At 66.5% G+C, this 26,414-nt stretch carries 25 protein-coding genes; 7 read left to right on the top strand and 18 right to left on the bottom strand.

The genetic code is table 11. The features are described from left to right. The first annotated feature begins 244 nt into the window (after nt 1–244). Complete coding sequence (locus ACQR0Z_RS22065; RefSeq protein WP_434920019.1) at nt 245–2,014, top strand: pilus assembly protein TadG-related protein; 1,770 nt, start codon at nt 245–247, stop codon at nt 2,012–2,014. Nucleotides 2,015–2,096: 82 nt separating this feature from the next. Here the strand turns inward: ACQR0Z_RS22065 and ACQR0Z_RS22060 are convergent, their stop codons facing one another. Further along, the gene (locus tag ACQR0Z_RS22060; protein ID WP_012044785.1) at nt 2,097–2,438 is read right to left on the bottom strand and encodes a phasin family protein; all 342 of its coding nucleotides are present in this window, start codon (nt 2,436–2,438) and stop codon (nt 2,097–2,099) included. Between the two features lie 428 nt (nt 2,439–2,866). Here ACQR0Z_RS22060 and ACQR0Z_RS22055 point away from each other — a divergent pair, with 428 nt between their 5' ends. Beyond that, entirely contained in the window at nt 2,867–4,627 is a 1,761-nt protein-coding gene (locus tag ACQR0Z_RS22055) for a serine hydrolase (RefSeq protein WP_434920018.1), read from the top strand. A 236-nt stretch (nt 4,628–4,863) separates the two neighbouring features. On the opposite strand, the gene ACQR0Z_RS22050 is transcribed toward ACQR0Z_RS22055, so the two are convergent. From ACQR0Z_RS22050 to ACQR0Z_RS22035, 4 genes are all read right to left on the bottom strand, one after another. Continuing rightward, the gene (locus tag ACQR0Z_RS22050) at nt 4,864–5,580 is read right to left on the bottom strand and encodes a DnaJ domain-containing protein (RefSeq protein WP_434861653.1); all 717 of its coding nucleotides are present in this window, start codon (nt 5,578–5,580) and stop codon (nt 4,864–4,866) included. 110 nt (nt 5,581–5,690) lie between these two features. Continuing rightward, nucleotides 5,691–6,449: a VWA domain-containing protein gene (locus ACQR0Z_RS22045; RefSeq protein WP_434920017.1), complete on the bottom strand. Its 759-nt coding sequence runs from the start codon at nt 6,447–6,449 to the stop codon at nt 5,691–5,693. 133 nt (nt 6,450–6,582) lie between these two features. Beyond that, nucleotides 6,583–7,467 carry an alpha/beta fold hydrolase gene (locus tag ACQR0Z_RS22040; RefSeq protein WP_434861651.1) on the bottom strand — a complete coding sequence of 295 codons (885 nt, stop codon included), beginning with the start codon at nt 7,465–7,467 and terminating at the stop codon, nt 6,583–6,585. Nucleotides 7,468–7,885: 418 nt separating this feature from the next. Further along, nucleotides 7,886–8,809, bottom strand: a complete 924-nt coding sequence (locus ACQR0Z_RS22035) for a division plane positioning ATPase MipZ (protein WP_434861650.1) — start codon at nt 8,807–8,809, stop codon at nt 7,886–7,888. Nucleotides 8,810–9,160: 351 nt separating this feature from the next. On the opposite strand from ACQR0Z_RS22035, the gene ACQR0Z_RS22030 reads away from it, so the two are divergent. Beyond that, nucleotides 9,161–9,424 (top strand): hypothetical protein, encoded by a 264-nt coding sequence (locus ACQR0Z_RS22030; protein ID WP_434920016.1) that lies wholly within the window; start codon nt 9,161–9,163, stop codon nt 9,422–9,424. Between the two features lie 149 nt (nt 9,425–9,573). Here the strand turns inward: ACQR0Z_RS22030 and ACQR0Z_RS22025 are convergent, their stop codons facing one another. The 8 genes from ACQR0Z_RS22025 to mgtE form a co-directional block, all read right to left on the bottom strand. Beyond that, entirely contained in the window at nt 9,574–10,014 is a 441-nt protein-coding gene (locus ACQR0Z_RS22025) for a DUF1489 family protein (protein ID WP_434878550.1), read from the bottom strand. A 22-nt stretch (nt 10,015–10,036) separates the two neighbouring features. After that, nucleotides 10,037–11,023 carry a hypothetical protein gene (locus ACQR0Z_RS22020; RefSeq protein ID WP_434920015.1) on the bottom strand — a complete coding sequence of 329 codons (987 nt, stop codon included), beginning with the start codon at nt 11,021–11,023 and terminating at the stop codon, nt 10,037–10,039. A gap of 303 nt (nt 11,024–11,326) precedes the next feature. Further along, a complete protein-coding gene (locus ACQR0Z_RS22015; RefSeq protein WP_434861647.1) occupies nt 11,327–11,518 on the bottom strand; it encodes a hypothetical protein in 192 nt (63 codons plus the stop codon). 221 nt (nt 11,519–11,739) lie between these two features. Continuing rightward, complete coding sequence (locus tag ACQR0Z_RS22010) at nt 11,740–12,399, bottom strand: glutathione S-transferase family protein (RefSeq protein ID WP_434920014.1); 660 nt, start codon at nt 12,397–12,399, stop codon at nt 11,740–11,742. Nucleotides 12,400–12,528: 129 nt separating this feature from the next. Continuing rightward, entirely contained in the window at nt 12,529–13,449 is a 921-nt protein-coding gene (locus ACQR0Z_RS22005) for a hypothetical protein (protein WP_434920013.1), read from the bottom strand. Nucleotides 13,450–13,596: 147 nt separating this feature from the next. After that, a complete protein-coding gene (locus tag ACQR0Z_RS22000; RefSeq protein ID WP_434861644.1) occupies nt 13,597–14,415 on the bottom strand; it encodes an aldo/keto reductase in 819 nt (272 codons plus the stop codon). A 75-nt stretch (nt 14,416–14,490) separates the two neighbouring features. Beyond that, nucleotides 14,491–14,775, bottom strand: a complete 285-nt coding sequence (locus ACQR0Z_RS21995) for a helix-turn-helix domain-containing protein (protein WP_434861643.1) — start codon at nt 14,773–14,775, stop codon at nt 14,491–14,493. Nucleotides 14,776–14,857: 82 nt separating this feature from the next. Beyond that, the gene (gene mgtE / locus ACQR0Z_RS21990) at nt 14,858–16,276 is read right to left on the bottom strand and encodes a magnesium transporter (protein ID WP_434920012.1); all 1,419 of its coding nucleotides are present in this window, start codon (nt 16,274–16,276) and stop codon (nt 14,858–14,860) included. A gap of 82 nt (nt 16,277–16,358) precedes the next feature. On the opposite strand from mgtE, the gene ACQR0Z_RS21985 reads away from it, so the two are divergent. Beyond that, complete coding sequence (locus ACQR0Z_RS21985) at nt 16,359–17,231, top strand: polysaccharide deacetylase family protein (protein ID WP_434920011.1); 873 nt, start codon at nt 16,359–16,361, stop codon at nt 17,229–17,231. A gap of 235 nt (nt 17,232–17,466) precedes the next feature. Further along, nucleotides 17,467–18,645 (top strand): polysaccharide deacetylase family protein, encoded by a 1,179-nt coding sequence (locus ACQR0Z_RS21980; protein WP_434920010.1) that lies wholly within the window; start codon nt 17,467–17,469, stop codon nt 18,643–18,645. Nucleotides 18,646–19,047: 402 nt separating this feature from the next. Here ACQR0Z_RS21980 and ACQR0Z_RS21975 read toward each other — a convergent pair whose 3' ends face one another. The 4 genes from ACQR0Z_RS21975 to ACQR0Z_RS21960 form a co-directional block, all read right to left on the bottom strand. Continuing rightward, nucleotides 19,048–19,422 carry a hypothetical protein gene (locus ACQR0Z_RS21975; protein ID WP_434861639.1) on the bottom strand — a complete coding sequence of 125 codons (375 nt, stop codon included), beginning with the start codon at nt 19,420–19,422 and terminating at the stop codon, nt 19,048–19,050. Between the two features lie 223 nt (nt 19,423–19,645). Next, on the bottom strand, nt 19,646–20,884 hold the full coding sequence (locus tag ACQR0Z_RS21970; RefSeq protein WP_434920009.1) for an NAD(P)/FAD-dependent oxidoreductase: 1,239 nt from the start codon (nt 20,882–20,884) through the stop codon (nt 19,646–19,648). Between the two features lie 16 nt (nt 20,885–20,900). Continuing rightward, the gene (locus ACQR0Z_RS21965; protein ID WP_434920008.1) at nt 20,901–21,251 is read right to left on the bottom strand and encodes a RidA family protein; all 351 of its coding nucleotides are present in this window, start codon (nt 21,249–21,251) and stop codon (nt 20,901–20,903) included. Between the two features lie 38 nt (nt 21,252–21,289). Next, entirely contained in the window at nt 21,290–22,786 is a 1,497-nt protein-coding gene (locus ACQR0Z_RS21960; RefSeq protein ID WP_434920007.1) for an amidase, read from the bottom strand. A gap of 209 nt (nt 22,787–22,995) precedes the next feature. Between ACQR0Z_RS21960 and ACQR0Z_RS21955 the strand changes: the two genes are divergently transcribed. Next, entirely contained in the window at nt 22,996–23,664 is a 669-nt protein-coding gene (locus ACQR0Z_RS21955) for a helix-turn-helix domain-containing protein (protein WP_434920006.1), read from the top strand. 262 nt (nt 23,665–23,926) lie between these two features. Here ACQR0Z_RS21955 and ACQR0Z_RS21950 read toward each other — a convergent pair whose 3' ends face one another. Beyond that, a complete protein-coding gene (locus tag ACQR0Z_RS21950; protein ID WP_434920005.1) occupies nt 23,927–24,919 on the bottom strand; it encodes an NAD-dependent epimerase/dehydratase family protein in 993 nt (330 codons plus the stop codon). Nucleotides 24,920–25,007: 88 nt separating this feature from the next. Between ACQR0Z_RS21950 and ACQR0Z_RS21945 the strand changes: the two genes are divergently transcribed. Then, nucleotides 25,008–25,913: a LysR family transcriptional regulator gene (locus ACQR0Z_RS21945; RefSeq protein WP_434920004.1), complete on the top strand. Its 906-nt coding sequence runs from the start codon at nt 25,008–25,010 to the stop codon at nt 25,911–25,913. The last annotated feature ends 501 nt before the right edge of the window (nt 25,914–26,414 follow it).

Here is a 26,414-nt window from a genome sequence, read left to right as displayed (position 1 = left end):
CGCATGACCGCGAGGGACACGGCGCCCCGGCAGGACCGATTCCCTGCCCCGGCGATGGCACCGAAGGTTAATCAAACCGACCGCATTTTACAAAGCCCATTCACTGGGCATTGACAGGGAACCGGATTCGCCGGGGGAGCGGTGCCGGGCTGCGGGCACACCTGCGGTTTTCCGGTTTCGGATTCACCTGCCTTTATCGACCGGCCGCGGAAATCACCTGCAGAAACCACATTTGGTGAGCGACATGACCGCCGTTTCCCCGCTCCGCTTCTGCCGCCGCGTCGTGCCCCAGTTCGTCCGCGACCGCCGCGGCAACATCTCCATGCTGTTCGCCATCGCGCTCGTTCCGATCCTGGCCTTCATCGGCGCCGGCATCGACTACAGCCGGGTGAATGCGGCGAGGACGTCGATGCAGGGGGCGCTGGACTCCGCCGCGTTGATGCTGTCGCGCGATCTGTCGCAGGGCACGATCACAGCGTCGGACGTCCCGGCGAAGGCATCGGCCTATTTCAAGGCGCTCTACACCAGCGCCGACGCCCAGAACGTCACCGTGAACGTCAGCTATACCGCATCGACGAGCTCCTCACCCTCCAACATTCAGTTGTCGGCCTCGGGCCAGATCGTCACCCAGTTTATGAAGATCGTCGGCTTCCCCACCATGGATTTCGGCGTCAAGGGCACGACCACCTGGGGCGACGTCAAAATGCGGGTGGCGCTGGCGCTCGACAACACCGGCTCGATGGCCTCCAGCGGCAAGATGACCGCGCTGCAGAACGCGGTGGCCGGCAGCGGCGGGCTGATCGACCAGCTCAGCGGCCTCGCGAAAACGCCCGGCGACGTCTACATCTCGGTCGTTCCCTTCGCCAAGGTCGTCAATGTCGGCGCCAGCAATTACAGCCAGAGCTGGCTCGACTGGACCGACTGGCAGAACCCGCCCACGATTCAGCCCAACAACGGCTCCTACCAGGCCGCGATCCCGAATACGAAGTTGACCCAGGCGCAATGGGACATGGTCGGGCCGGGATCCGCCTGCCCGTTCACCTCGGGCAATGGCTACTATTTCGGCTGCGTCAGCGGTCCGACCTCGGGCAGCGCGAGCACCTCGACGATCCCGAAGACCGGCGACGCCAACGCCGGCCAGGTCTGCCCCGGTTATGACTCAGCCTCGCACAGCTACTACAATGGCTGCTGGACGACGGCCAAGACATCGACGGTGGTCACCTATTGCACCGGCTCGAGCTGCAAGTGCAGCAACGGCGCCAATGAGAGCTGCAGCTGCACGGGCACATCCGGCACCAGCGGCTACACCTGCAAGGTCAACACCTACACCAAGACCTGGGTGGCGAACGCCTTCAGCAGCTGGACCGGCTGCGTCGCCGACCGCACCCAGCCGAACGACGCGACCGCGGTCTCGCCGGTGGCGTCCGACGTCAAGACGCTGTTCCCGACGAACCAGCACATGGAGAACAACACCCAATATTGCAGCAGCACGGCGACGACCAAGCTCGCCCAGATCGTGCCGCTCAGCTACAGCTGGAGTTCACTGAAGAGCGCCGTCAACGCCATGCAGCCGACCGGCGGCACCAACCAGGCAATCGGGCTCGCATGGGCGGTGCAGTCACTGATCCCCAACGGCGTGCTCGGCGCACCGTCGGAAGATGCCAACACCACCTACAACCGCGTCATCATCCTGCTGTCGGACGGCTTGAACACCGAGGACCGCTGGCCCGAATACGGCAACGGCTCGTCGCAGGCCTCGGGCAACCCGATCGACGCGCGCCAGGCCCTGCTCTGCTCGAATCTGAAGAACACCAAGGATTCGAAGGGGAACTCGATGTACACGATCTACACCATCCAGGTGAACACGAGTTCGCCAGCCGACCCCACCTCGACGGTGCTGCAAAACTGCGCCAGCAGTCCCGACAAGTTCTACATGCTGACGAGCTCGAGCCAGATCGTGACCACGTTCAATTCGATCGGCACGGCCCTGTCGAAGCTGCGCGTCGCCAGATAGCGGCGCGGGCGCCCCACGCATTCAGCCAACAAAAAAGCCCGGCGCGAGCCGGGCTTTGTGCTCCCTGCGGGCGCGAACGCGATCAGTGCGCGGCCGGCGGGGTGAACTTCGCAGCGATGCCTTCCAGCGGCTTGAACGCCTGCTTGGCGAGATCCGAATAGAGGCCGGCGATCTTCTGCGAATCCGCGACGAAGGTCTCGTAAGCCGACTTGGCGAATTCGGTCTGCGCCTCGAGCACCTTGTCGAGCGACTTCACGCCCTGGAGCTTCTCGACGAACGACTTGGTGTCCTCGAACGACTTCTTCGTATAGTCGCCGTAGGCGGTGGCGATCGCATGGAGGCCGTTCTGGACGGTGGTCGCGGAGTTCACGACGGTCTCGAACTGCTCCTTGCCGTAGTTCTGAAAGTCTTCAACCTTAAACATGTGGCATTCCTTTCCCTGACTTTGAGCGCCCACAGGGAAGCCCCGGTTCCCTGACGCGGCACCAGTATAGTGCACCGCACAATAAAAGCAAGAATCTTGTGCAATGCACCATTGCAGGCATTGTCGCGGAGTATGGGATTTTTGCCCCGTCGCGGATCGAATCAGCAGAAATCCGGAGTGTCGAGGCAAGATTTCTTTAATACTTTGGCAACTCGACCGTCCTAACCTCCCCGATGGTCCCGGCCAGCGTCGGCCGAACCGTAAAGCTGTTCTAAAACAGCGTCTTAACAAAACCTCAGTTCGGGCCTTTCGATGCGGTGCCGCGGTACGGCGCGGTTCTGGAGGGTCCGGCAGGCACGATCACAGGGCGTTCGGCACAATTTCGCCTTACGAGCCGGTGATCACGTCAGAAATTGGACGGGGATTTCATGCTTCGCACAAAAATGGCTTCCTCGCGCCTCTTGCGGGTGGGCGTCTACGGACTGATCACCCTCGCGACGGCAGCAGTGGTCACGGTCGACAGCGCAGAAGCGCGGCGCCGCCACCGGCATCATCACGCACGCCATTCGCCGCACAATGACGAGGGCAGCTACAGCCCGGCCTTCGCCTCGATCATCGTCGACGGCAATTCCGGCGCGACGCTGACGGCGACCAACCCGGACTCGCTGCGGCATCCGGCCTCGCTCACCAAGATCATGACGCTCTATCTGCTGTTCGAGCGCCTCGAGTCCGGCAAGATGAAGCTCGACACCGAGATGCCCGTCTCCGAGCATGCCTCCGAGCAGTCGCCGACCAAGCTCGGGCTGCGTCCCGGCCAGAGCATCCGCGTCGAGGACGCGATCAAGGGCCTCGTCACCCGCTCGGCCAATGACGCCGCCGTCGTCATCGCCGAGGCGATTGCCGGCGACGAAGACGACTTCGCCAAGCTGATGACGCGCAAGGCGCGCGCGCTGGGCATGAGCCGCACTACCTATGTGAACGCCTCCGGCCTGCCGGCCGACGAGCAGATCACGACCGCCCGCGACCAGTCGATCCTCGGCCGCGCGATCCAGGACCGGTTCCCGCGCTACTATCGCTACTTCTCGACCGAGGTCTTCAATTATCGCGGCCAGTCGATCCGCAACCACAATCACCTGCTCGGCAGCGTCGAGGGTGTCGACGGCATCAAGACCGGCTACACGCGCGCGTCCGGCTTCAATCTCGTGACCTCGATCCGCCGCGGCAACCGCTTCCTGGTCGGCGTCGTACTGGGCGGCCGAAGCGGCGGCTCGCGCGATGCGATCATGCGCAATCTGCTCGCCGAAAATCTTGAGAAGGGCGCGACCCGACGCACCGTGGCCGCGATCAGCGAGCGCGGCAGCTCGGACAACGGTGACGCCGACCAGAGCACGATGCAGCTCGCCTCGGCAGCGCCCGAGGCCGCGCCGGCCCCGAGCCGCGCCGCGAAGCTGATCTCCACCCTCTCCGAGGCCACCGCCGCGCTGCCGCCGTCGGCGCCGAAGGAAGCCAAGGCCGAGCCGGCGCCGATGACCTCCGGCGTGATTCAGAATCCGATCTCGCTCGTTCCGGGCTCCACCGAGCCGATGAAGCCGGTCAAGGTCCGGACGGTCCAGGTCAAGGCTGGTGCCGTGAAGCTCGCGACGGCTGCGCCGCAGCCGGTTGCTGCCGCCCCTGCTCCCGCTCCGTTCGCCCAGCGTGTCGAGGCGATCGAGCCGGCTCCGCCGATCGCCCGCGCCGAGGCCCCGCGTCCCGAAATGCCGCCGCAGCCCCCGGGACACGGCACCGGCAACGGCATTCTCGGTGTGCTGCCGGCCTCCAGCCTGCCAGCGGGTTCCTCTCAGGCGATGGCCTATGCCGCGCCTCCGGCTGCCCCGGCGCCGCAACCCACGCAGCTCGCGTCCGCCAGCCCCGCGCCCGAACTTCCGAGCAAGTCGGCCGTGGCGCGCAGCGGCTGGATCATCCAGGTCGGCGCGCTCGACAGCGAGGCCGAGGCTCAGAAGCGCATCGAAGCGGCGCGCAGCTCGGCCCAGGGACTGCTCAGCAAGGCCGATCCGTTCACCGAGACCGTGTCGAAGGGCGACAAGACGCTGATCCGCGCCCGCTTCGCCGGCCTCGATCGCGATCAGGCCGAGGCCGTGTGCAAGAAGCTGAAGCGCGCCGACATCTCCTGCATGACCGTGCACAACTAACAACGTCACTGACACTTTGGACGGTGAGGCCCGCGCGACACAGCGCGGGCCTTTTCGTTTGGGCCTCGCGCGACCGACGGCCGGCGGCGCGGGTGCAAACCACTCGTCAAGGATTTGCCGCTAGAACTTCTTCACCATGACGAACGATGGTGCGTGACGAGGGCGAAAGCCTGCGGGGCCGACACAACGGCCATCACGACGGGGTCGTCATCGGGGCGTTGGTAGCGTTGTCGGAGTTAGCCGTGATGCGTACGAAGCAGAGTATCCTTGGCCTCGTTCACCCGGGCGGCGAGATACGTCGACCCCCCTTGGTCGGGATGCAGTTTCTTCATGAGCGCACGGTGGGCACGCCCGATCTCGTCGCGCCCCGCGCCCGGCTGCAGGCCAAGGATCTGATAGGCCTCCTCGTCCGTCATTTTGGAACTCGACGCCGCGCGGCGCTGCCGCCCTGCCGCGTCGCCCTGCGCGTCCTGACGCCAAGCGGGAAACCGGCGGTCCAGATACGTTTCAAGTAGCGCCAGGCTGTCGGCGTCGAGGCTCGGGGCCATCGCCACGAGCTGCGGCAGATCGAAGTCATCCAGCGACCGGCCGGCATGAGCGCCGGCAATGAAGCGCCCCTGCATCTGGCCTGTGTCGTGATCGAGCCTCATCTCGATCAGGGGCGAGCGCACCTGCGAGCTCTGTCCCGCCGAACGTTGCCCGCCGAGCCCGAACAAATTGCCGACAGGGCCCATCCCAGCCGGCGACCAGCCCAGCAGCCCTGCTCCGAACAGCCCGATCGGGATCGCCACCACCAGCTCGCCCCGAAGACCGGTGAACGCCGCCACGGCAAGACAGGCGACACCGCCGGCAAACTTGACGATTCGCGCCAAGGCCGCCGGATTGGCGTTCCGGAACATTTGCAGCAGCAAATAGAGGGTGATGACGGCGACGGCGCCAGCGATCAGGGTCATGCGCCGAATATAGGGCGTGTCGTCCCAAAAAGCATGATCGGCCGTGCGAGGGACTGCCGCAGTCGGACCCTCGCCTCACCGCAGGCGCCGCCGAAAAGCGGGATCCGCCGTCATTTCATCTGATCGATCAGGAAGGCCGCCCCGGTTTCGCGGCCCGCCAGCCGGAGCAGCGCTTCGCGGCCGCCCGCCGCATAGGCCGCTGCCGCGCGGAGAAGTTCGCGCAACTGCGCGGCTGCGCCGGGATCGAACCGGCACCAGGCTCCGCCGGAGAGCCGCGCCATGTCGCGAAAGGCCTGTTCGGCTCGTGGCTCCTGCCCCTCCTGGAACATGAACAACGGCACCTTCAACAGGCCGAGTTCACCGGCCCTGGCGCAGAGCTCGTCGACATTCTCTTCCATCGCATCGCCAACGAATACGACGGCGCGAATGCCGGCCGACGTCGCGTGACGCCGCGCCTCCGCGAGCACCTTGCCGATCTGGGTCTCACCGCCGCGACAATCGATCTTGCTCATCAGCCGCGCCAGCTCGGCGCTGTCGGAAATCCAGCCCGTGGCGCGGCATTCGTTGAAGCCGCGATAATAGACCAGGCGAATGTCGAGACGTCCCAGCGCGGCGGCCTCGCGGAACATTTCGGCCTGCAGCGCACAGGCCATGTCCCAGGTCGGCTGGCGGCTGAGCGTTGCGTCAAGGGCAAACATGAGCCGGCCTCGGGTGCCCTGCGCTTGCGGCGCCATGGCCTTGGCCTGCGCGACAAACGCCGCGATCGCATCCGCCGTGGACCGTTCCGTTTCCGGCAAGCGCTGCGGCCGCGCCTCTGCGTCAGGCGACGCCATGGGTGCGGAACCAGATTTCGAGGGACGATCGGCCATGCGCATCACCTGCTGCGATGCGCATCATGTGGGCAGGTGAGCCCCGGCCTTCAATGACAGTGGGGGAGCAGTAGTCGGACACGTCTCGGCCGCAGCTTGGTGCGGCGGCGAGACGAGGAAGCGGCGTCCAGCGTCAATGCGTCAGGGGCTTGGCCGGCGTGGCGGCCTTGGCAACCGGCGCATAGGGCGCGACCGGGCCCGGGTCGAGCAGCGGCGTCTTTGACTTCACCGGACCGATGCTGGAGCTGTCGCTGTCCGCAAGGAACTTGTCCAGCATGGCCTGGATCGACGACTTGGCATCGTCGGGCCCGGTGTCGCGCATGTCGTTATGCTGGAAATCGGTGTTCACGACCGTGATGCCGGTCTGCTCGCAGATGTCGTCGCTCGGGACCACGCCCGGATCCGCCTTGAAGTGCGGATCCTTGGAACGGAACGACAGGATCTTGAACTTGCCGTCGGTCACGAAGGGCACACGCAGATTGTCCAGCGTAACGACCTTCCTGACGTCATCCGGATACTGCTTGGCGAAGTACATCGAGATGTCGCCGCCCATCGAGTGGCCGACCATGGTCAGATGGTCATAATCCGCATTCGGCTGCAGCTGACGCATCTGCTGAACCGCAAACCTGATATTGGCCACGCCGCGCTGGATCTGCGGCAAGCGGCCGACATAGGGCTCGCCGACCTTGGTCACCATCGGCGCATCGGTCGGCAGGTCGTGCTGAATGCTGACGGCCATATAGCCGCGCGCCGCGAGCACGTTGGCCAGGAAGGAGTATTCGGTGAACTTCACGGTGTTGCCGTGATTGAGGATGGCGACCGGCAGCTTGATCATGCCGGCTTCGGCCTGCATCTCCTTGTCGCGGCGGACCGCGACGGCGACCTCGACGAGACGGTTGCTGCGGGAGGCGTCATAGAACCTGATCGTCTCGTGCCGGATCGCCCACTTGCTCGCAGTGAAGTAGCCGACGGCCGCCAGGATACTGACAGACACAAGAACGGTTATTCCACGCTTCATGTTCGTCCCTCGGGAGCACAATCAAAGGTAGTTTCAGACCTGTAAGACTCTCGCGACCCGTTCTGTTTAATATATGTAACCGCGCTGTGACAGAAAGGCTAAATGTTGTGTATCCGCCGCCCGTTCGTTGTGCGGCGCACCTAGTTGCTGTGCAACATAAGCGGCGCCGCGCCCCTCCTTTGTGACGGGAAGGCTGAACGTCAGGTTCAAATCAGTCACGAATTTGACGGTAATCGAGCGAAATCGGCGACGCTTTGACCTGAGACAACTGCGACCAGAGACAACAGCCTTGTCTGATCCCGGCCGCCAGCCGGCTGCCAAGCTTCGACAACCCGGGACGTTACCGGCGATGCCGGTGTGAGCCCAGAGCGCACAATGTCTCAGTTGGCGGCGGCCGGGCGCCTCGCCGGCCTGCGCCTCAGGCGCTGATGATGTCGTGAAGGTCGAGCGGCTTGTCGACCTGCGCGAACCACTCCGCCCGGTTGGCAGCGCGGCGGCGGCCGCGCTCGTCGAGCGGCAGCTTGAGCTGCCGCAGCAGGCTGGTGACCTCCTCCCGCGCCGTGACGTGGCCGAGATTGGGGCGCGTGCCGAGCGTCGCTTCGTCGATGTCGTCGAGCGCCGTCAGGCCGCGCGGAAAGAACTCGCGATAGACCACGCGCTCGGCGAAGCCGTCGATGGCGCGGAAGCCGAGCCTCAGCGACAGATCCTTCAAGCCGTCCGCGACCAGTTGCTTGTTGCGCGAGCCCAGCATCGACAGGCGATTGCGGACCACGATCCAGTCGGTCATCACGCCGTCGACCTGGCGCCGCTTGCGCCGGACGTCACGCACCATCTCGGCGTAATGACTTTCGCCGGTCACCGCATAGGTGGCCGGGTCGACGGTTCCGAGCACGTCGAAATCGAGAAAGCTGTCGTTGATCGGCGTGACCAGCGTGTCGGCCATCGAATGCGCCAGCCGCATCAGATAGCTGTCATTGCCCGGCGTATCGATAACGATGAAATCGAAGGATCGCTCGACCGCGCTCACCGCCTCCATGAACTGCTGGAATTCGGTGTTCTCATTCTCGTCGATCTGCAGCGTCTGACCGAGCTGGATGCAGTAGTGCGTCGGCAGCTCCAGGCGCAGGCCGGTCCGGCGCGCCCAGGCGCTGCGATTGTTGATGTAGTGGGTGAAGCTCTGCTGCCGGCAATCGAGATCGATCGTGGCGACGCGCTGGCCTGCCTTGAGAAGCGCCACGGCGATGTGCAGGGCGGTGGTCGACTTGCCCGACCCACCCTTCTCGTTCCCAAGCACAACCACGTGGGCAGAGCCCGATTGTCCTTGGCTAGTCTGCACCAGCATGATTTCGACCCCTTACGATCATCTTCGAGTCACGGTCGTCCGTGGTCAAGTGAAATACATCTTCATCGTGAATCCACGGGGGGACGCATCCTCCGCTACTACTTGATGCGCGCGTTTACCAACTCCGCATTTTGCTGCGGAGAGGTGCTAACAGGCGTGATCGAAGAAGCTGAGCGGCTTGTCCCGTGTTGTGAGAGGCGACCGCGCGAGCGTCAAGGCCGAACACTGACTCCGCGCTTTTTCGCCGGAAGATCGAGCAAAAATGTCACGACATCCGCGTATCGCCCGCATCGTCTCCGCACTGCGCCGCGAGCCCGATGTCATCCGCCCGCAAGGCGAGCGGCGCGCTGCATGACGATCGCCTGTCGCCCGGTCGACGGGCGACACACGGTGCCGACGAGGTGGCTCGTCGATCTTCGTCCATGCGACTCAGTTCGCCGCTCGGAAGATTTCGGTTCCTACCGGCGTACCTGGAAGGAGGACGTTCCAAGCTGGCAGGCGGAGAAAGTCGATCTGATCCGGCATCCGCGCGCGATCGTCGCCGCGACGGACTATCAGCCGCTCGACGACGCCGTCCCGAGCGGAGCGCGACGTCGCTCTCGGCTTTCGCATTGACGGCTCGCGTACGGTGCACGAACGCAACCGCGCGTGCGATGTCGTCGCGCACCGTCGCAATGTCCATCTTGGTGCAGAGGTGCGGCGCGCTTGCGGGCGCGCGGCCGATCAACGCCGCCCTTCGGATGCGGCCAACATGCGGGAGGCTGCTACAACAGCCCGAGATCACGCAGCTCGCGGCGCAGCGGCTCGGGCATCGCTTCGACGCCGGCCGCGCTGGTCTTGCCGAGATCGGCGGGAGCATCCTCCGCCGTCAGGTAGCGCCAGCCCTGGAACGGGCGCATCGGCCGCGGCGACACCGCGATCACCTTCGGCTGCATGATGATGCGGCAACGGCCGATGCCGTCGCCGTCGCGGAACGGCTCGATGCCGATGATCTTCTCGCGCGCGGCGACCTCGCCGCGAATCACCCAGTACAGCGATCCGCCGCCGAGGATGTCCTCGACACGCTTCGGCGTCATCCGCGTGACGTGGACGTGCTGCTGCGGCAGGCCCTTCTTCTTGGCGGCGAGCATGCGCTCGGCGATCCACTCCTTGAGGTCCGTGACGGACTCGCAGCCGACGGCCAGCTTGATCAGGTGCAGGGGCATGAGGGCGGTTGGACCAGCGGAGCTATTCGTTGTTCGCTGCCGGCTCGGCAGCCTCGGGCGCCGCCTGCTGCGCGGGCGCGGCTGGTTTCGGCTTCGGTGCCGCCTTCTTGGCCGCGGCGGGAGCCTGGGCATGGCTGGCCGCCACGGAAGCCGGCGCGGGCGGCGCAAGCTGCGTGGGCGGCTTCGGAGCGGCCGCCGCCGGCGCCGCCGAACGGGTCGAGGCTGTCGGCTCCGGATTCATGATGCTGACGGGCGGAGTATTGGCCGAGCTCGGAAACTCCGCCGTGGTCGGCTTGCCGGTCGGCTGCGACGGCGCGAGGCCCGCGAAGGTCCCGACCGGCGCCGGCTGGCCCTGGGGCGGCTGCGGCGCGTTCCACTGCGAGGCATAGCGCGTCACCAGCCCCTCATAGGTCCGCCCTTCCATGTTGTTGACCAGTTGCTGGCGGTCGCCGACGGCGCGAAACATGACGCAATCATTCGGCGTGCAGCGGTCGCGCGTCAACAGCACATAGGCCATCAGGCCATAGCGATCGCGCTCCACGGCACGGCGCAGCGCCAGCAATTCGGCTGTCATCACCTTGTTGGCGTTGGCGAGATCGCCCGCCTGCGACAGCCGGCTGAGAAGCCCGGCCGAATAGCTCACCGCGGCGGCCGTCATGTCCGGCGAGCCGAACAGCGCTCGCTCACAGTTCGACAGCACCAGATCCCCGGCGAGGTCGTCGATGCACGCGAGCGCGGGGGGCGTAAGGCCGACCGACGCCGTCGTCTGCGGATCGCCATTGGCGTTGCGCTGCGCGGCGTCCTGGGTTCGCATCATCGATGCAACGGCAATCCCGACCGCCAGCAGAGTGATCACGGTGAGCGCGCCATTGGCGACCGACTTCTCGGCGCGCAGCAGCGTGATCAGGACGACCAGCGCAAAGAAGCCGGCGGCCGCGACGGTCAGCCACATCGGGAAGGCCGGCGAATTGAGAAGCTGGTCGAGCGAGGAAGGCCAGGTCGAATTCATGCGCGCTTGTTCCTGACGCGGGCCAACAACGACGGCCCCGATGGCGTCCCTACAGGGGACGGCCGCGAAACGATCATCAAATTCAAATGATCACCCAAAACCTTGGCAGCCCCACCGGCGACAATACGACGATTCCATGGGCCCCGTGGGCACAGGATGGTGTGGAGCTACCCGCTATCCCCAAAGGGATCGCGCAACATTCGTTTAGGTCCCCCGCCACGCCCTCGTGGCCAGCACGATCCTCCCTCTCGACACGTCACATCGACGCACAGGCTCAAGACGAGGCCTGTCGAGACCCCGCCGTCACGACAGGGCCAATTGGCTCTCTCTCGCAACCCGCTCAAAGGCTTCCGTGGAGCTCTTGATCCGATACTGGCAGTCATCGCCTTCGGTCGGAAGCTGGCGGATGATCTCATACGTGCCAGTCGCCGCCGGACGCGAGACATTGCTGGTGGTGAAGTAGACCGTGGCTCCGATCGGGAACTTGTGTTTCAACGCCCTCTCCTGCTCGCATGCCGGCACGAGCCCCTGGTCCCGCTGCCCGGGCCGGCGTGTCTTTATAAGTAGCGTCCTATAGCATGCCGAGGCCCGCACTGGCCAGCCTCTCGCGACATAGCAGGCCGGAAGATTGCAAGGTTCTTCAACGAGATGGCGTCAAGAATGGTATTCCCGGACGAACCGCGCGGCCGTCCGGGGCAGCCCTGACGGAACACCGCTCAGACGTTTTCGACCCGCGCGATGATCCAGGTCTCCGCGAGCCCGGCCTGGACCCATTCGGCAAAGGCCGGCATCGCCATCATGGTGTCCATGTAGGCGCGGGTCTCCGCCGCGACGGGGACCGCAAAGCTGTGGAACCGCGTGACCACCGGCGCGAACATCGCGTCAGCCGCGCCGAACCGGCCGAACAGGAACGGCCCCCCGGCGCCATGGCGCGCGCGGCAGTCGCGCCAGATCTCCTCGATCCGGGCGACGTTCGCCTTGGCGTCAGCCGACAGCTCCACCGGCCGCACCGGCCGGTGCAGGTTCATCGGACATTCGTTGCGCAGCGCCTGGAAGCCGGAATGCATCTCCGCACAGACGGATCGCGCATGGGCCCGCGCCGCGGCGTCCGCCGGCCACAGCCCGGCCTGCGGGAAGCGCTCGGCCGCATATTCGATGATGGCGAGCGAGTCCCACACCGTCGTCGCGCCGTCGACCAGGACCGGCACCTTGCCGGCCGGCGAATGCGCGAGGATGCGCGCCTTGTCGGCGGGATCGTCGGTATAGAGCGGGATGACGATCTCCTCGAAGGCGATGCCGGCGCCGCGCAGCGCCAGCCACGGCCGCATCGACCAGGAGGAATAGTTCTTGTTGCCGATCACCAGCTTCAGCGTCATGTCCTGCCGTCTCCGTGTTCGAGTCAATGGCGTCGGCCGATCTCGATCGCCGGCCCCGCGTCCGCACCCATGGCTCGTGCGACGCATACAGGATCAGAGGGCGGTGCGTCGACAACGGCGCGAGAGAGCTCAGCCGCCGAAATCCTGCGGGCGAAACGAGATCTCCAGCACTTGCCACTCCCGGTAGCGGTCCGGCGGCAGCATCGAATAGGGCTGACACGCATCGAGAGCGGCGAGCGCGCTCTGCTTGAGCTGGATCACCTTGGCGACCTTCTCGGGATCGGCCACGGCGGGCCCTCCGAGCAGTTCGGGCTCGGCGGCGAGCCGGCCATCGGGCCGCATCGCGACCAGAAGCTTCACGAAGATGTCGTCCGAGCGCGACAGCGAGGCCGGCAGCCGGGCGCAGGATTTGAAGCGCTGGCGCAGCGCCGCCTCGAGATCGGCCGCGACGGCCTTGGTGGCGGTCGACCCGACCTCCTGGTCGCCGCCGGACGGCAGCGCATCGAGCGGATCGGGCAGCCCGAGCCGCACGCCGTATTTCACCGTGATGTCCGGCTCCGGTGGCACATAGCTCTGCGGCTGCACCGGCATCGGCCGGAGCACCGACCTGACCTCCTGCTTCGCTTCGGGCTTGGCTTCGGACTTGGCTTCCGACTTGGCGGCCATCTTCGCAGGCGCTTTCGGCGACGGCCGCTGCGGCGGCGGTGACGGAGAGGACGCTGGCTTCGGCGCCTCCTTGGCCTCCATGGTCGGCGATGGCTGCGGAACCGGCGGCGGCGCCGAGGCGGCTGGCGACGGACTTGGTGAAGGCTGCGGCGCCGGCTGCGGCAGCGTCAGTTCGGGCGACGGCGAGGCGGACGGAGACGGCGTCGGCTCGGGCTCCGGCGTCTTCTGCGGCTCCTCGGCATCGACGATGTCGACCGCGATCTCATTGCTCTTGGGGATCTCGTAGGGACGGACCGTCGTGGAGACGACGACGCCCCCGGCGATCAAGAGATGCGCAAGCACGGACGCGGCGATGCCCCAACGGATGAACTGCCAACGTTCCATGCTGCTACACTTGTGCCCGCGCCCGATCGAGAACGGATCCCGCCCGCTCTCGCCGATCAACGGCAGAGTTGCAGCACGCGCCGCCCAGCGGCCCGCCGGCCGCACCCTGCCCCGTCGCAGTCTAGCATAATCGCGCGGGCGCCGCCCTCAATCCCATTTGGGCGCGAAGGCGAAGTTGGTCATCCGCCCCTCTGGGCTCCCCATCGCGAAGATGTCGGCCATGTCCTGCTCGGACAGTTCGAACTCGAACACGTCGAGGTTCTCGGACAGGCGCTCGATCTTCGAGGTGCGCGGGATCGCCACCGCGTTCTGCTGCACCAGCCAGCGCAGGCAGATCTGGGCGGGACTCTTGCCATGAGCGCGGGCGATGCGCGTCAGCGTCGGATCGTTCTTGATCTTGCCCCGGGCGATCGGGCTATAGGCGACGACCGCAAGGCCGTGGCGCGCGCAGGCCTCGCGCACCTTGGTCTGGTCGAGATAGGGATGATACTCGACCTGGTCGCACACCAGCGGTTCGGGCGAGACGGCGACCGCCTCATCGAGCAGAGCCACCGTGAAATTCGATACGCCGATGTGGCGGGCAAGCCCGAGCGTCTTGGCATGCGACAGCGCGCCGAGCGTCTCCGCGAGAGGCACGTGCGAATTCGGCCAGTGCAGCAGCAGGAGATCGACCTCGGAGACGCGCAGGCGCACCAGGCTTTCCTTCGTCGAGCGTTCGAGATCGTTGGGCGCGAAATGCGTCGTCCAGACCTTGGTGGTCAGGAACACCTCGTTGCGCCGGACGCGGGAGGCGCGCAGGCCCTCGCCCACCTCATTCTCGTTCTCATAGACCTGGGCGGTGTCGATATGACGGTAGCCGAGGGTCAGCGCCTGCTCGACGATGCGCGCGCAAGTGCGTCCGCGCAGCTCCCAGGTCCCCAGACCCAAAGCGGGAATCTTCGCACCATTGGCCTCGATCATCAGCATGGCCGTGCACTCCAGACCGCGTGCAACATTATGCACGCCACACGCCCAACGTGCCACGCACGATCGGATTTGAGCTTAAGTCTTAGCTAAGGCCGCGAATACCGTCTCCGGCGCGTGCGCGATCACGGTGAGCAGCGCCCGCGCGGGACCGCGCGGCATGCGCTTGCCCTGCTCCCAGTTGCGGATGGTCTCGACGGGGACGCCGAGCTTGGCGGCGAATTCCTGCTGCGTCAGTTGCACCCGGCGGCGGAGATCGCGCACCTCGACGGGAGCTGCGGGGGCCGATGGCGCCAGCGGGAATTCTCCGCCGTCGCGCAGCTCCACGATTCGTCCATCTGCCTTCAGCCGCAAGCGTTGCATCGGTCCAGCTCCGTCTCGACGAGGAGTGTCACTGATCCGCGTTAAGGCCGGATTAACGATATAAGCCGTTCAGGCGCCTCGCCTATTTCAGGCCGAACCACAGCGTGGCGATGCCCAGAAACGAGAAGAAACCGACGACGTCCGTCACCGTGGTGACGAAGGTCCCCGAGGCCACCGCCGGATCGGCGCGGACGCGTTCGAGCACCATCGGGATCAGGATGCCGCCGAGCGCGCCGGCCACGAGGTTGGAGATCATCGCGAGCCCGATCACGATGCCGAGCCCGGGGGTCTTGAACCACGCCACCGCGGCGATGCCGGTGACCAGCGCGAAGGCGAGCCCGTTGACGAGGCCGACCAGCGCCTCGCGCATCACGACGCGCAGCGCATTGTTCGGCCCGAGCTCGCGCGTCGCCAGCGCGCGCACCGCGACCGTCATGGTCTGGGTCGCGGCATTGCCGCCCTGGCTCGCCACGATCGGCGCCAGCACGGCGAGCGCCACCATCTGCTGCAGCTGGCCCTCGAACAGGCCGAGCACCGACGACGCCAGGAAGGCGGTGGCCAGGTTGATCAGCAGCCAGTTGAAGCGGCCCTTGGCGATGGTCCAGACGCTGTCGGACAGCTCCTCGTCGCCGGACACGCCGCCGAGCGCCTTGAAGTCCTCGTCGGCCTCCTCCTCGATCACGTCGACGACGTCGTCGATGGTGATGACGCCGGCGAGCCGGTTGTCGGCATCGACCACCGGCGCCGCCACCAGATTGTACTTGCCGAACATCCGGGCGACCTCGGCCAGATCGTCGGTGACGGTCACGCGCCGGCGGTCCTCGTCGATCAGGTCGGCGAGCGGCACCGGCCTTCGCGCGCGCAGCAAGGTGTCGAGCGACACCGCGCCCTGCCAGTGCCGCGCGCCGTCGACGGCGTAGATCTCGTAGAAGCGTTCGGGCAGATCGGGCGTCTCGCGCATGTAGTCGATGGCTTCGCCGACGGTCCAGCCCAGGGGAACCGCGATGAACTCGCTCTGCATGCGCCGGCCGGCGGAGCCGTCGGGATAATCGAGGCTGCGCTCGAGAACGTCGCGCTCCGACGGCGGCAGGCGCTCGAGGATCTCCTCCTTGTCCTCCTCGTCGAGGCTTTCCAGCAGCTCGACGGCGTCGTCGGATTCGAGCTCGCGGACGCCCTCGGCCACCGTCTCCGGCTCGAGCTCCTCGAGGATTTCCTCGCGGACGGAATCGTCGACCTCGTTCAGCGCCGAAAAGTCGAAATCGGTGCCGGTCAGCTCGACCAGCCTGACGCGGTCGTCCGGCGCCAGCGCCGCGATCAAATCGCCGAGATCGGCCTCGTGCAGCTCGGCGACCTCGGCGCGCAGGAACGCCTCGTCCTCGGCGGCGATCGCCGCCGTGATGGCGCTGAGGAATTCGGGACGGATCTCGCCGGCCTCGGTGCGCATCGGCGCATGACCAGCTAGAGTGGCATCAGCAAGGGCAACGTCCGATGTCTCGTTCATGACGTGCCTCACGAGCGCAAAATGGTGTGATTTGTGCTTTCGTGCATTACATAATCGGCAACAGCGAGTGCAACGGGAAAAGATGCGACATCCTCGGCCGATCACGGGATGGGTAAATGCAGCCGCGGTCGCAGCCGCGCTGCTCGCGGCCGATGTCGCGATGGCCGCCTCCGCCGCATGTCCGCGCGAAGGCACGCTCGGCACCTCGCGCGTGCTGAGCGTGAACCCGAAGAACTATCCCCGCGTCGGCCTGAAGAGCTTTCCCGATACGCTGCCGCTCGAAGACGGCGAGGTGGTGCTGACCTTCGACGATGGCCCCTCGCCGCCGATGACCAACAAGGTGCTCGCAACGCTCGCCAAGGAATGCGTGCGCGCGACCTTCTTCCTGGTCGGCCAGCCCGCGTCGGGCCGCGCCGAGCTGGTGCGGAAGATCGCGGCCGAAGGCCACACGGTCGGCCATCATACCTACACGCACGCGCATCTCGCCCACATCACGCCGGAGCAGGCGGTCGAGGAGATCGATCGCGGCATTGCCGCCGACGAGAAGGCGCTCAACGGCGTCGAGACCACGACCCCGTCGACGCCGTTCTTCCGCTTCCCCTACTTCGAATCGACGCAAGCGACCCTCGACCTGCTGCAATCGCGCGGCATTGCCGTGTTCGGCGCCGACCTCTGGGCCAGCGACTGGACGGCGATGTCGCCGCAACAGACCTTCAAGCTGCTGGTCAAGCGCCTGACCCAGGCGCGCAAGGGCATCATCCTGCTGCACGACCCGCAGCCGCGCACGGTCGCGATGCTGCCCGCGTTCCTGCGCTATCTGAAAGACAACGGCTATCGCATCGTCCACATCGTGCCGGCGAAATCCGAGCAGGCGGTGGAACCGCACACTGAGCAGCACAGCGGCGAACAGCACAGCGGCAGCCCTCCACCCGCCGAGCCGCATGGCGGTGGTTAATCCCGCGTTCAGGGCCGCTGATTACGCTTGACTGTCGCAGTGAGTGACGATTCCAGCCGATTGCAATCCGGCAACAGCCACCGGTAAAGCGGAACCCGGGATGATGTGATGTCGCGACGGCTCAACATCCCTGCTATGTCTCGGTGGGCGCTTGCCAGCATGGCTGCGACCGATCATGGACCATCGAAGCGCCGGGCTGAAGGACCCGGCCCGGTGAAGGGAATCGAGCAGCGTGATGCGTGATCGTAAGTCTGCTTGCGTCGGACGGCCCACACGGCTCGCAGTGCTGCTCGGCGGCGTTGCCGGAGCGGCCTTGAGTATCGCATCGGCCGCGTCGGCCGCCGATTGCCCCGGAAATCCCAACGCGCTCGGCACGTCGCGCACCCTGGTGGTCGACCCGCGCGAGCATCCGCGGCTCGGCGCCATGCAGTACAAGGAGACGCTTCCGCTCCGGGATCACGAGGTGGTCATCACCTTCGATGACGGCCCGCTGCCGAAGTACAGCAATCAGGTGCTGCAGATCCTCGCCGACCAGTGCGTCAAGGCGACCTTCTTCACCATCGGCCGCCAGGCCAAGGCCGATCCCGAGGGCGTGCGCAAGCTCGCCGCGGCCGGCCACAGCATCGGCACGCACAGCCAGAACCATCCGCTGAGCATGAACCGGATGACGCTCGAGCAGGTGCAGCCCGAGGTCGACCAGGGCATCGCCTGGACCAAGGCCGCGCTGACCGATCCATCGGCGCTGTCGCCGTTCTTCCGGGTGCCAGGCCTGCTGCGCGGCGACGCCGTCGAGAGCTACGCCGCCTCGCTCGGCCTGCAGGTCTGGAGCGCCGATTTCCTCGCCGACGATTGGCGCAGCATTTCCGGCGCCAAGGTGCACGAGCTCGCGATCAAGCGGCTGGAGGCGCGCGGCAAGGGCATCCTGCTGCTGCACGACATCCAGGCGCGCACGGTCGCCGCGCTGCCCAAGATCCTCGCCGACCTCAAGGCCAAGAACTACCGCGTCGTGCACGTCGTGGCGGCAACGCCGGACCGGCCGGCAACGCCGACGGATCCGCAGGACTGGCTGGTGCACCGGCCGTCCGACGAGACGCCGGTCGCGCATTGGCCGGCGATCACGCCGGTCGATCTCGCCGGCGCCGAGACGCGCATCCGCGCCAGGCTGGATGATTTCGGCAATCTGGAGATGCGGCCGGCCGGGGCCGTGAGCCTGCCGAAGCCGGCATGGCCGCGCCCGGCGGTCGCTGCGCGGATCGCGAATGCGCCGGCCCTTCCCGCGCCGGCGGCCGACCTGTTCGCATGGCCGCCCGTCGCTCCGTTCTCGGCTGGACGGCATCATCTCGCCCGCCTCGAGGCTCCCGTGGCGAAACCGGCCGCTCGGCCGGTTCGGCTGGCCAGTCTCCGGAAGCGCTGAGCACCGCATGCAGCCGCCGCGGCGACGCAAGCGTCGCGCGCGGCTAGAGCATGATGCGCCTCCGTGGAAACGCATCATGCCCTCGTCGCCAACGTACCGATAAGGACGACGGAAGGCCGCGAATTCCGTCACCCTCCCCTGGAGGGCAGGGCAATCGCATGTGGCGATCGCCGTTTTGTGCTCGTCTCTCTCCACGTCGTCATGGCCGGGCTTGTCCCGGCCATCCACGTCGGCCGGCATGCTGGGAACGACGTGGATGCCCGGGACAAGCCCGGGCATGACGGAGTCACTAACTTATAGGATCGTTCGTTGCGACAAAGCTGCGCACTGCGGGATCGGAAAGGTGCGTCATGCGGCCATGATGCGTTTCCGAAGAAGCACATCGTGCTCTCGCTACTTCGACTACTTCGTCACCAGCTTGCTGACACAGAGAATGACCGCCGCGGCCAGGAAGAACAGGTCCATGTAGGACATCTTCTCGCCGTCGCGCCGCAGCGAGCCGACTTCGTTCATCGTCTGCTTGTTGACGACCTGGCCGACAGGGCCTTCACCTAGCATGCCGGACAACCGGCGAACGTCGGCCTCCAGCTTCTCGATGCGGCCGAAGAAATGAAACGAGCGCACGACGGTGTACGAGCGCATACCGGAATAGACCAGAATGACGAGCGCCAGAACCGCGCGATTCTGGTAGTTCTCGATGTAGTTCAGGCTCATATACACCGCGCCGAGAAATACGAAATTCGACACGAAGCGGTAGGCCAGGCCCGCGAAATTCATCTGCTCCCCCACAGGATGTTCGGATCACCGGTGGACGACAGAACCTGCGACTAGCGCCTCGCCCCGCATTCTGCCCCAACCGGATTCACCGTAGGAGCGCGGACTTGCGAATGTGTGAAGTACGGAATTTTGCACCGCAAAACGGGCGTCGTTGGTAAACAAGACGCTGCTGGGGACAAGCCGCTACAGCCGGCGATTGCAGGACTGCAGCGGCTCTCGTGAACTACGCACCGAAGCGCGCTGGCGCGCACGCGGCGACGTCGACGGAAGGCTTCTCACCGCTCATCAGCTCCGCGAGGATACGACCGGTGGCCGGCCCCAGCGTGAAGCCCTGATGGCCGTGTCCGAAATGCAGCCAGAGGCCCTTGTGCCGCGCCGCCTGTCCGACGACCGGCAGCATGTCCGGCATGCACGGCCGCGTGCCGACCCACGGCTCCGACTCGACCGGCTTGCCGAGATCGATCAGTTGACGCGCGGCGGCCTCGGCCTTGCCGAGCTGCACCGGCGTCGGCTTTGCATCCGGCGACGACAGCTCCGCGCCGGTCGTGATGCGCACGCCCTTGGCCATCGGGTTCATCAGGTAGCCGAACGCCGCGTCGCGCAGCGGCAGGTCGAGCGGCGCGCCGCCCGAATAGTGCCGGTGATAGCCGCGCTTGCGCACCATCGGGATGTCCATGCCGAAGCGCTTCAGGAATTCCGGCGACCACGGGCCGAGCGCAACGACCACGGCCTCGGCCTCGATGCGCCCCTCTTGCGTCGTCACCGCCCAGCCGCTGCCCTGCTGCGACAACGTCGTCGCGTCGCCCGTCAGCAGCTTGCCGCCGCGCTTGACGAACAGATCAGCGTAGGACGCGACCAGGCTTCCCGGATCGGACACGGTCCACGGCTCCTGCCAATGCAGACCGCCGATGCCGGTATCGGTCAGGCCGGGCTCGGCCTTGCCGAGCTCCGCCGATGTGAGCAGCTTGAACTTGACGCCATAGGCCTTGCCGACCGCCTCGGCCTCCCTGGCCTCCTTGTCGAACTGCGCCTGGGTCCGGTGCAGCACGCGAAAGCCGTCACGGCGCACAAGGTTGCCGGCGCCGGCGGCAGCGATCAGCGGCTCGTGCTCCAGCGTCGCCCGCCCGATCAGTTGCGCGTAGGTGCGGGTCAGCACGTCGTGGCGCGCGGGAAACGAATTCCACCAGTACCGCAGCAGCGGCTTGACGTGATACGGCAAGGCCATCAGCCGGTAATGCACGTCGTTGGTGCGCGCCAGCGCGATGTCGAGCACGCCGGCGAGATCATAGGGCATCGCATACGGCCTGACGGCCTCGCTCTGGATGATGCCGGCATTGCCATAGCTGGTTTCGCGGCCGGGCTCGCGGCGGTCCACCAGCGCCACCGACCAGCCGCGGCTCTGCAGATGCAGCGCCGTGCCGACACCGACCATGCCTCCGCCGAGAACGATCGCGCTACGCATTGTCATGTCTCCTGTTTCAGGTCCGCGCCGCCGCGACGACGGTGACCTCGAGCTTCACGTCCGCGATCATCTGGGCCTGCACCGTGGTGCGCACCGGCAGCGGATCCTTGAAGTGCTTGCGATAGGCCGCGTTGTATTCGGCGAAATCGGCCTTGTCGGCGAGGTGCACCATGCACGACACGACGTCGTCGAGCGAAAGCCCCTCGCCCGCCAGCGTCTCCGAGATGTGCTTGAACACGAGGTCGGTCTGCGCGGTGATGCCGTCGGGAATGCTGCCGTCATCGGCGACCGGGATCTCGCCCGACAGAAACACCAGTCCGCCGGCGCGGCGCACCAGCGAGAACGGCCATGAGGACGCGTCGGACATTGTTAGCTCCGGAAAATGTTGATCATTGTCGGCGCCGCTCAATCCCAGGCCATGAAGCCCGGCGTCTGCGCCAGCGGCGGCAGGCTGGCGAGCTTGGCGAGATCCGGCTGCGGCCGGCTCAGTTCGGCATCGTCGGCGAAGGCGGCTTCCAGAGCCGCGGCCACGCCGAGCACCAGCGCATCGCCACCGCGGGGGCCGACGATCTGCAGCCCGAACGGCAGCCCGTTCTCATCGACGCCGAGCGGCAGGCTGAGCGCGGGATGTCCCGCGAGCGTCACCGCATAGGCCAGCGCCAGCCAGTGGAAGTAGGACTTCGTCGGCACGCCGTCGATCTCGGCCGGATACAGCTCCGCCCACGGCCGCGGGCTCAGCGTGATGGTCGGGCTGATCAGCACGTCGTGCTGGGCGAAGAACGACTGATAGGACCGGTAGATCCGGGTCTGGTTGGCGGCCGCGCGCGAAAAATCCTCAAGGCTGTAGGACAGCCCCTCCTCGACATTGGCGCGCACGTTCGGCCCGATCATGCCAGGGCGTTCGCGATAATTCTTGCCGTGCTGGGTCAGGAACAGCGAGGCGCGCAGCACCGCGAAGGTCTCATCGGCGCCACTGCAATCCGGTGCGCTCTCGGCCGCGTCGGCAAACAGCGGCGCGATGCGCGTCACGCGCGCGCGGAAGGCGCGGCGGATCAGTTGCTCGGTCGGGGCAAAACCAAAATCCTCGGTGAAGGCGAGCTTGAGCTTGCGCAAGTCCACCTGCGGCGGCACGGCCCAGCGCGCTTGTGCGCCGCGCACCGCCTCGCCCGGCAAGGTGTAGGCGAGCGGATCGCGCGCATCGTCGCTCGCCATCACCGCCAGCATCAGCGCGGTATCGGCGACATTGCGCGCCATCGGCCCGTCGGTCGACAGGCACGACCAGCCATGGGCGCGCTTCTCGCTGGCGACGAGGCCGTAGGACGGCCGCATGCCGACGATCCCCGAGAACCCGGCCGGATTGCGCAAGGAGCCGCCCGTGTCCGAGCCGGAGGCGAGCGGCGCCATGCCGCAGGCCAGCGCCACGGCCGAGCCGCCGGACGAGCCCGCCGCCGAGCGCAGCGGATCGAACGGATTGCCGGTGGCCCCGAACACGGGATTGCGGGTGTTGCCGCCCGCCGCCCATTCCGGCGTGTTGGTCTTGCCGAAGATCACCGCGCCGGCGGCGCGCAGCCGCGCCACCGAGGCCTGGTCCGTCACCGGCACGTTGTCGGCCAGGATCGGGCTGCCATAGGTCGAGCGCATCCCGGCGGTGTCCTGGGTGTCCTTGATCAGCACCGGCAGCCCGTGCAGCGGACCCTTGTCCTCGCCGCGCGCGAGCTCCGCCTCGGCGGCCTTCGCCGCCGCCCGGGCCCCCGGCTCGTCCAGCGTCACCACCGCATTGACGGCCGGATTGACCGCCGCGATCCGCTCCAGGCACGAATCGAGCAACGCGACCGGCGAGATCGCCTTGGTTTTCAAGAGCTTGACCAGCTCGCCGGCAGTTTTGTCGCAGATCGATTCCACAGGGCTTCTCTTTTCCGTTTCGGAAAACTATTTAGCACATAAGAAATCGAATGCACGACTTGAAAACGCAATGTTCCACCGCGCTTCACGCATGACCGTGAGCCGCCGGCCTAGCTTGTTGATTGATCAGCCCCTTTCGGGCGACATTACCCGACTGCCGCCGCCCCGAAGACAACCCGATCCGCTAACGGATTTTCCGGAGCCCTGAAGTGACCGACACCGCCGTCAGCGACCACGCGTCCGAAGGCCCGCATTCCCAGCTCGGCCACTGCCTCAAGGCGGCCCGGCAGGCGCGCGGGCTGACCCTGAAGCAGGTGGCGGAGAAGACCGGGATGGCGCTGTCGACCTTGTCGAAGGTCGAGAACGGGCTGATGTCGCTGACCTACGACAAGCTGCTGCAGCTCACCTCGGGCCTGCAGATGGACATCGCCGAATTGTTCAGCCCGGCGGCGCCAAAGCCCGAGCCGGGCCGCGCGGTGACCGCCCGCCGCAGCATCAGTCGCGCCGGCCAGGGCCAGGTGGTGAATACCAAGTTCTACACCTACACCTATCAATGCACCGACCTGATCGGAAAGCGCATGGTGCCGATGATCACCGAGGTGCGCGCCCGCACATTGGAAGAGTTCGGCCCCCTGCTCCGCCACAGCGGCGAGGAATACTTCCTGGTGACGCGCGGCACCATTGCCGTGCACACCGAATTCTACGCGCCGGAGATCCTTCACGAGGGCGACGGCATGTATCTCGACAGCACCATGGGCCACGCCTACCTCAACGCCGGCGACACGGAGTCCGCCCAGGGCGTGTGTCTCTGCACCAGCGAGCAAGCGGATCTGTTCGAGCAGTTGCACCGGATCGCGCGGAAGGATGCGGTGGAATGATGGGCCGCTTCGGCGCCAACTCCTCGTAGCACGGAAGAGCGCCAGCCGACGCCCCTTCGGCGTCGGCGATAGCGACATCCGGGTTCACCGGCGACGGCTCGTGAGAACCCGGATATCGCGTCCGCCTCCGGGCTCTGCTTCCGCTCATCCTGGCTACTATTCCGCCCGTCATTGCGAGGAGCGCAGCGACGAAGCAATCCAGGACTGCGGAAACGACTCTGGATTGCTTCGCTTCGCTCGCAATGACGTGGAGAGAGTATCGCTAAGCAGCTAAGCCCTGAGACTCACGTGCAATCGCGGGGTCCAGCGCTGTCCTCACCGCCTCGTCCAGCCGCGTATGCGGCTCCGCGCCGAGCAGGCCGACGAGCCGTGTATTGTCCAGCGCAAGGCTCCGCTGCCACAGCCAGCGCATCTCGATCGCCTCGCGCATGAAGCGCACGAATGGCGCGGCGAGCCAGAGGATGATCCACGGAAACGGCTTCACCGGCAGATCGGGCTTGCCGAGGACGCGGCGGACGGCGTCGGTCATGTCATGGCCCGTCGCATCGTAGTGGCCGGCAAAGTTCAGCATCGTGTAGTTGGGCAGATCGGCGCGGATGTCGACCACCCGGGCGAACGTCTCGGCGAGATCGGGAACGTAGGCCCAGGCGTGGCCAATACCCGGCCTGGTCAGACGCTGCACGGAGGTCGCAGCCATGCCGCCTTTCGCCAGCGCCTGCGCGAACCAGGAATTGGTCACACCGGGGCCGAAGAAGTCGCCGGCGCGGATGGCGATGACGCGGACGCCGTGCTCGCGCGCGGCCTGCTCCAGCATCTCCTCCATCTCCAGCCGCACCTGCCCCTTCCGCGTCGTCGGCTGCCGCGGCGTCGTCTCGCTCGCCACCGCAGGCGATGCGGATGAGTAGACGTAGACATTGCCCGGGAACACGATGGTGGCGCCAACCGCCTTGGCGGCGGCGATGCTGTTGGCGAGCATCGGCAGCGCGTCCTCGCGCCAGCGCGCATAGCCCGGCGGATTGACGCCGTGCACGATCAGGCTGGCGCCCTCGGCGGCCAAACGCAACGCGGCCGCATCGCGGGCATCGCCGTCGCGCCACTCCACCGGAAAGCCGAACGAGGGCCGCTCGGCCGCGGGCCGGCGCGTCAGGGCGCGGATGATGAAGCCGCGGCGCGCCAAAGCCTCGGCGATGGCGCCGCCGATGGCGCCGGTCAGGCCGAGGACGAGAACGGTGGAAGCGGATGGGCTGGTGGACATGGTCGATCTCCTGCTGTCCCCGGCACTCTCGCCTTCCTCTGTCAAAACGAAAATTGCCAATCTTCCTAGAGATGCTATACGTTTTTGTATGACTGAGCCCTCGGACTGGAGCCTGCTCCGATCGTTCCTCGCTGTCGTCAGGCGCGGCAGCCTGTCGGCGGCGGCGCGCGCGACCGGGCTGACGCAGCCGACCGTCGGCCGCCACATCGACGAGCTCGAGACGGGTCTCGGCGTCGCCCTGTTCACGCGCTCGCAGGCCGGCCTGCTGCCGACCGCCGCGGCGACCGCGCTGCTGCCGCATGCCGAGGCGATGGAAGCGGCGTTCGCGGCGCTGGTGCGCAGCGCCAGGACCGGCGGCGACACGGCGCAGCCGCGCGGCGTGGTCCGGATCTCCGCGAGCGAGATCGTCGGCACCTATGTGCTGCCGCCGATCCTCGCCGGCCTCCGCAACCGGCATCCGCACATCGTCATCGAGCTCGTGCTCAACAACCGCACCGACGACCTGCTGCGGCGCGACGCCGACATCGCCGTGCGGATGATCCGCCCCAAACAGGACGGCCTCGTCGCGCGCCGGCTCGGCAGCGTCCCGCTCGGGCTCTACGCGCACCGCGACTACATCGCCCGCTTCGGTAAGCCCGAGACGGTCGAGGCGCTCGGGGCGCACCACGTCATCGGCTTCGACCGCGACGATCACTCGGCGCGCTCGGTGGCGAGCTCACGGCTCCCGATCTCGCGCGAACTCTTCTCCTACCGCACCGATTCCGACGTCGCCCAGGTCACGGCCATCGAAGCCGGCCTCGGCATCGGCGGCATGCAGACGGCGCTCGCCAGGCGCAATCCGTCTTTGGTCCCGGTGCTCGCCGATCACATTGCCTTCGAGCTCGACTGCTGGCTCGCCGCGCACGAGGACCAGAAGGATTCCCCGCCGATCCGCGTGATGTTCGACGGGCTGGCGGAGGGGCTGGCCGAGTGGATCAGCGAAGGCAGAGCGTAACGCTTCGCGCCATTGAAAAACCCTGCGCGAAAAAACTCATTTCACGTGGCGCCGCAACGACATCACCTCTGTCCAGTCCCGCCGTAAAAAATAAATATCTTTCGCATTATCGGAATTCATGATTGTATCTCCCCATCCCGCCTCGGCACGAGGGGCGTATCGCGATCGTCACGGCACGCGGGGTGGGATGCGGTGGGCGCGTGGGTCTCGCAGCATGCTGGTCATGCGGACGAACGGGATTGCGCGCCGGCGAAATCGTAGGGTCCTGGCCTCCCGGTGCTGAGGCCAAGCGGATGGTGACGATCATCATTCGTGACGGGGGCAAGACAGCCGGTCCCCGGGGAGAGGACGTATAAGCCGGAAAACCATCGCGCGGGGAATGCCGGGATGACTCGGCTGAACCTGTGGTGACTGCCGCCTGCTTTTTGTGTTGCAGGCGGGCCATGGGTGCGGCCAGCGCCCGGCATTCCCTGCGCCCTCGACGTGTCGAGGGTGAAACGA

The organism is Bradyrhizobium sp. HKCCYLS3077, from assembly GCF_051167555.1.
In the GTDB taxonomy this organism is placed as follows: domain Bacteria; phylum Pseudomonadota; class Alphaproteobacteria; order Rhizobiales; family Xanthobacteraceae; genus Bradyrhizobium.
Note: the sequence above shows the minus strand (reverse complement) of the source record. Positions and strands in the feature narration are given on the sequence as shown.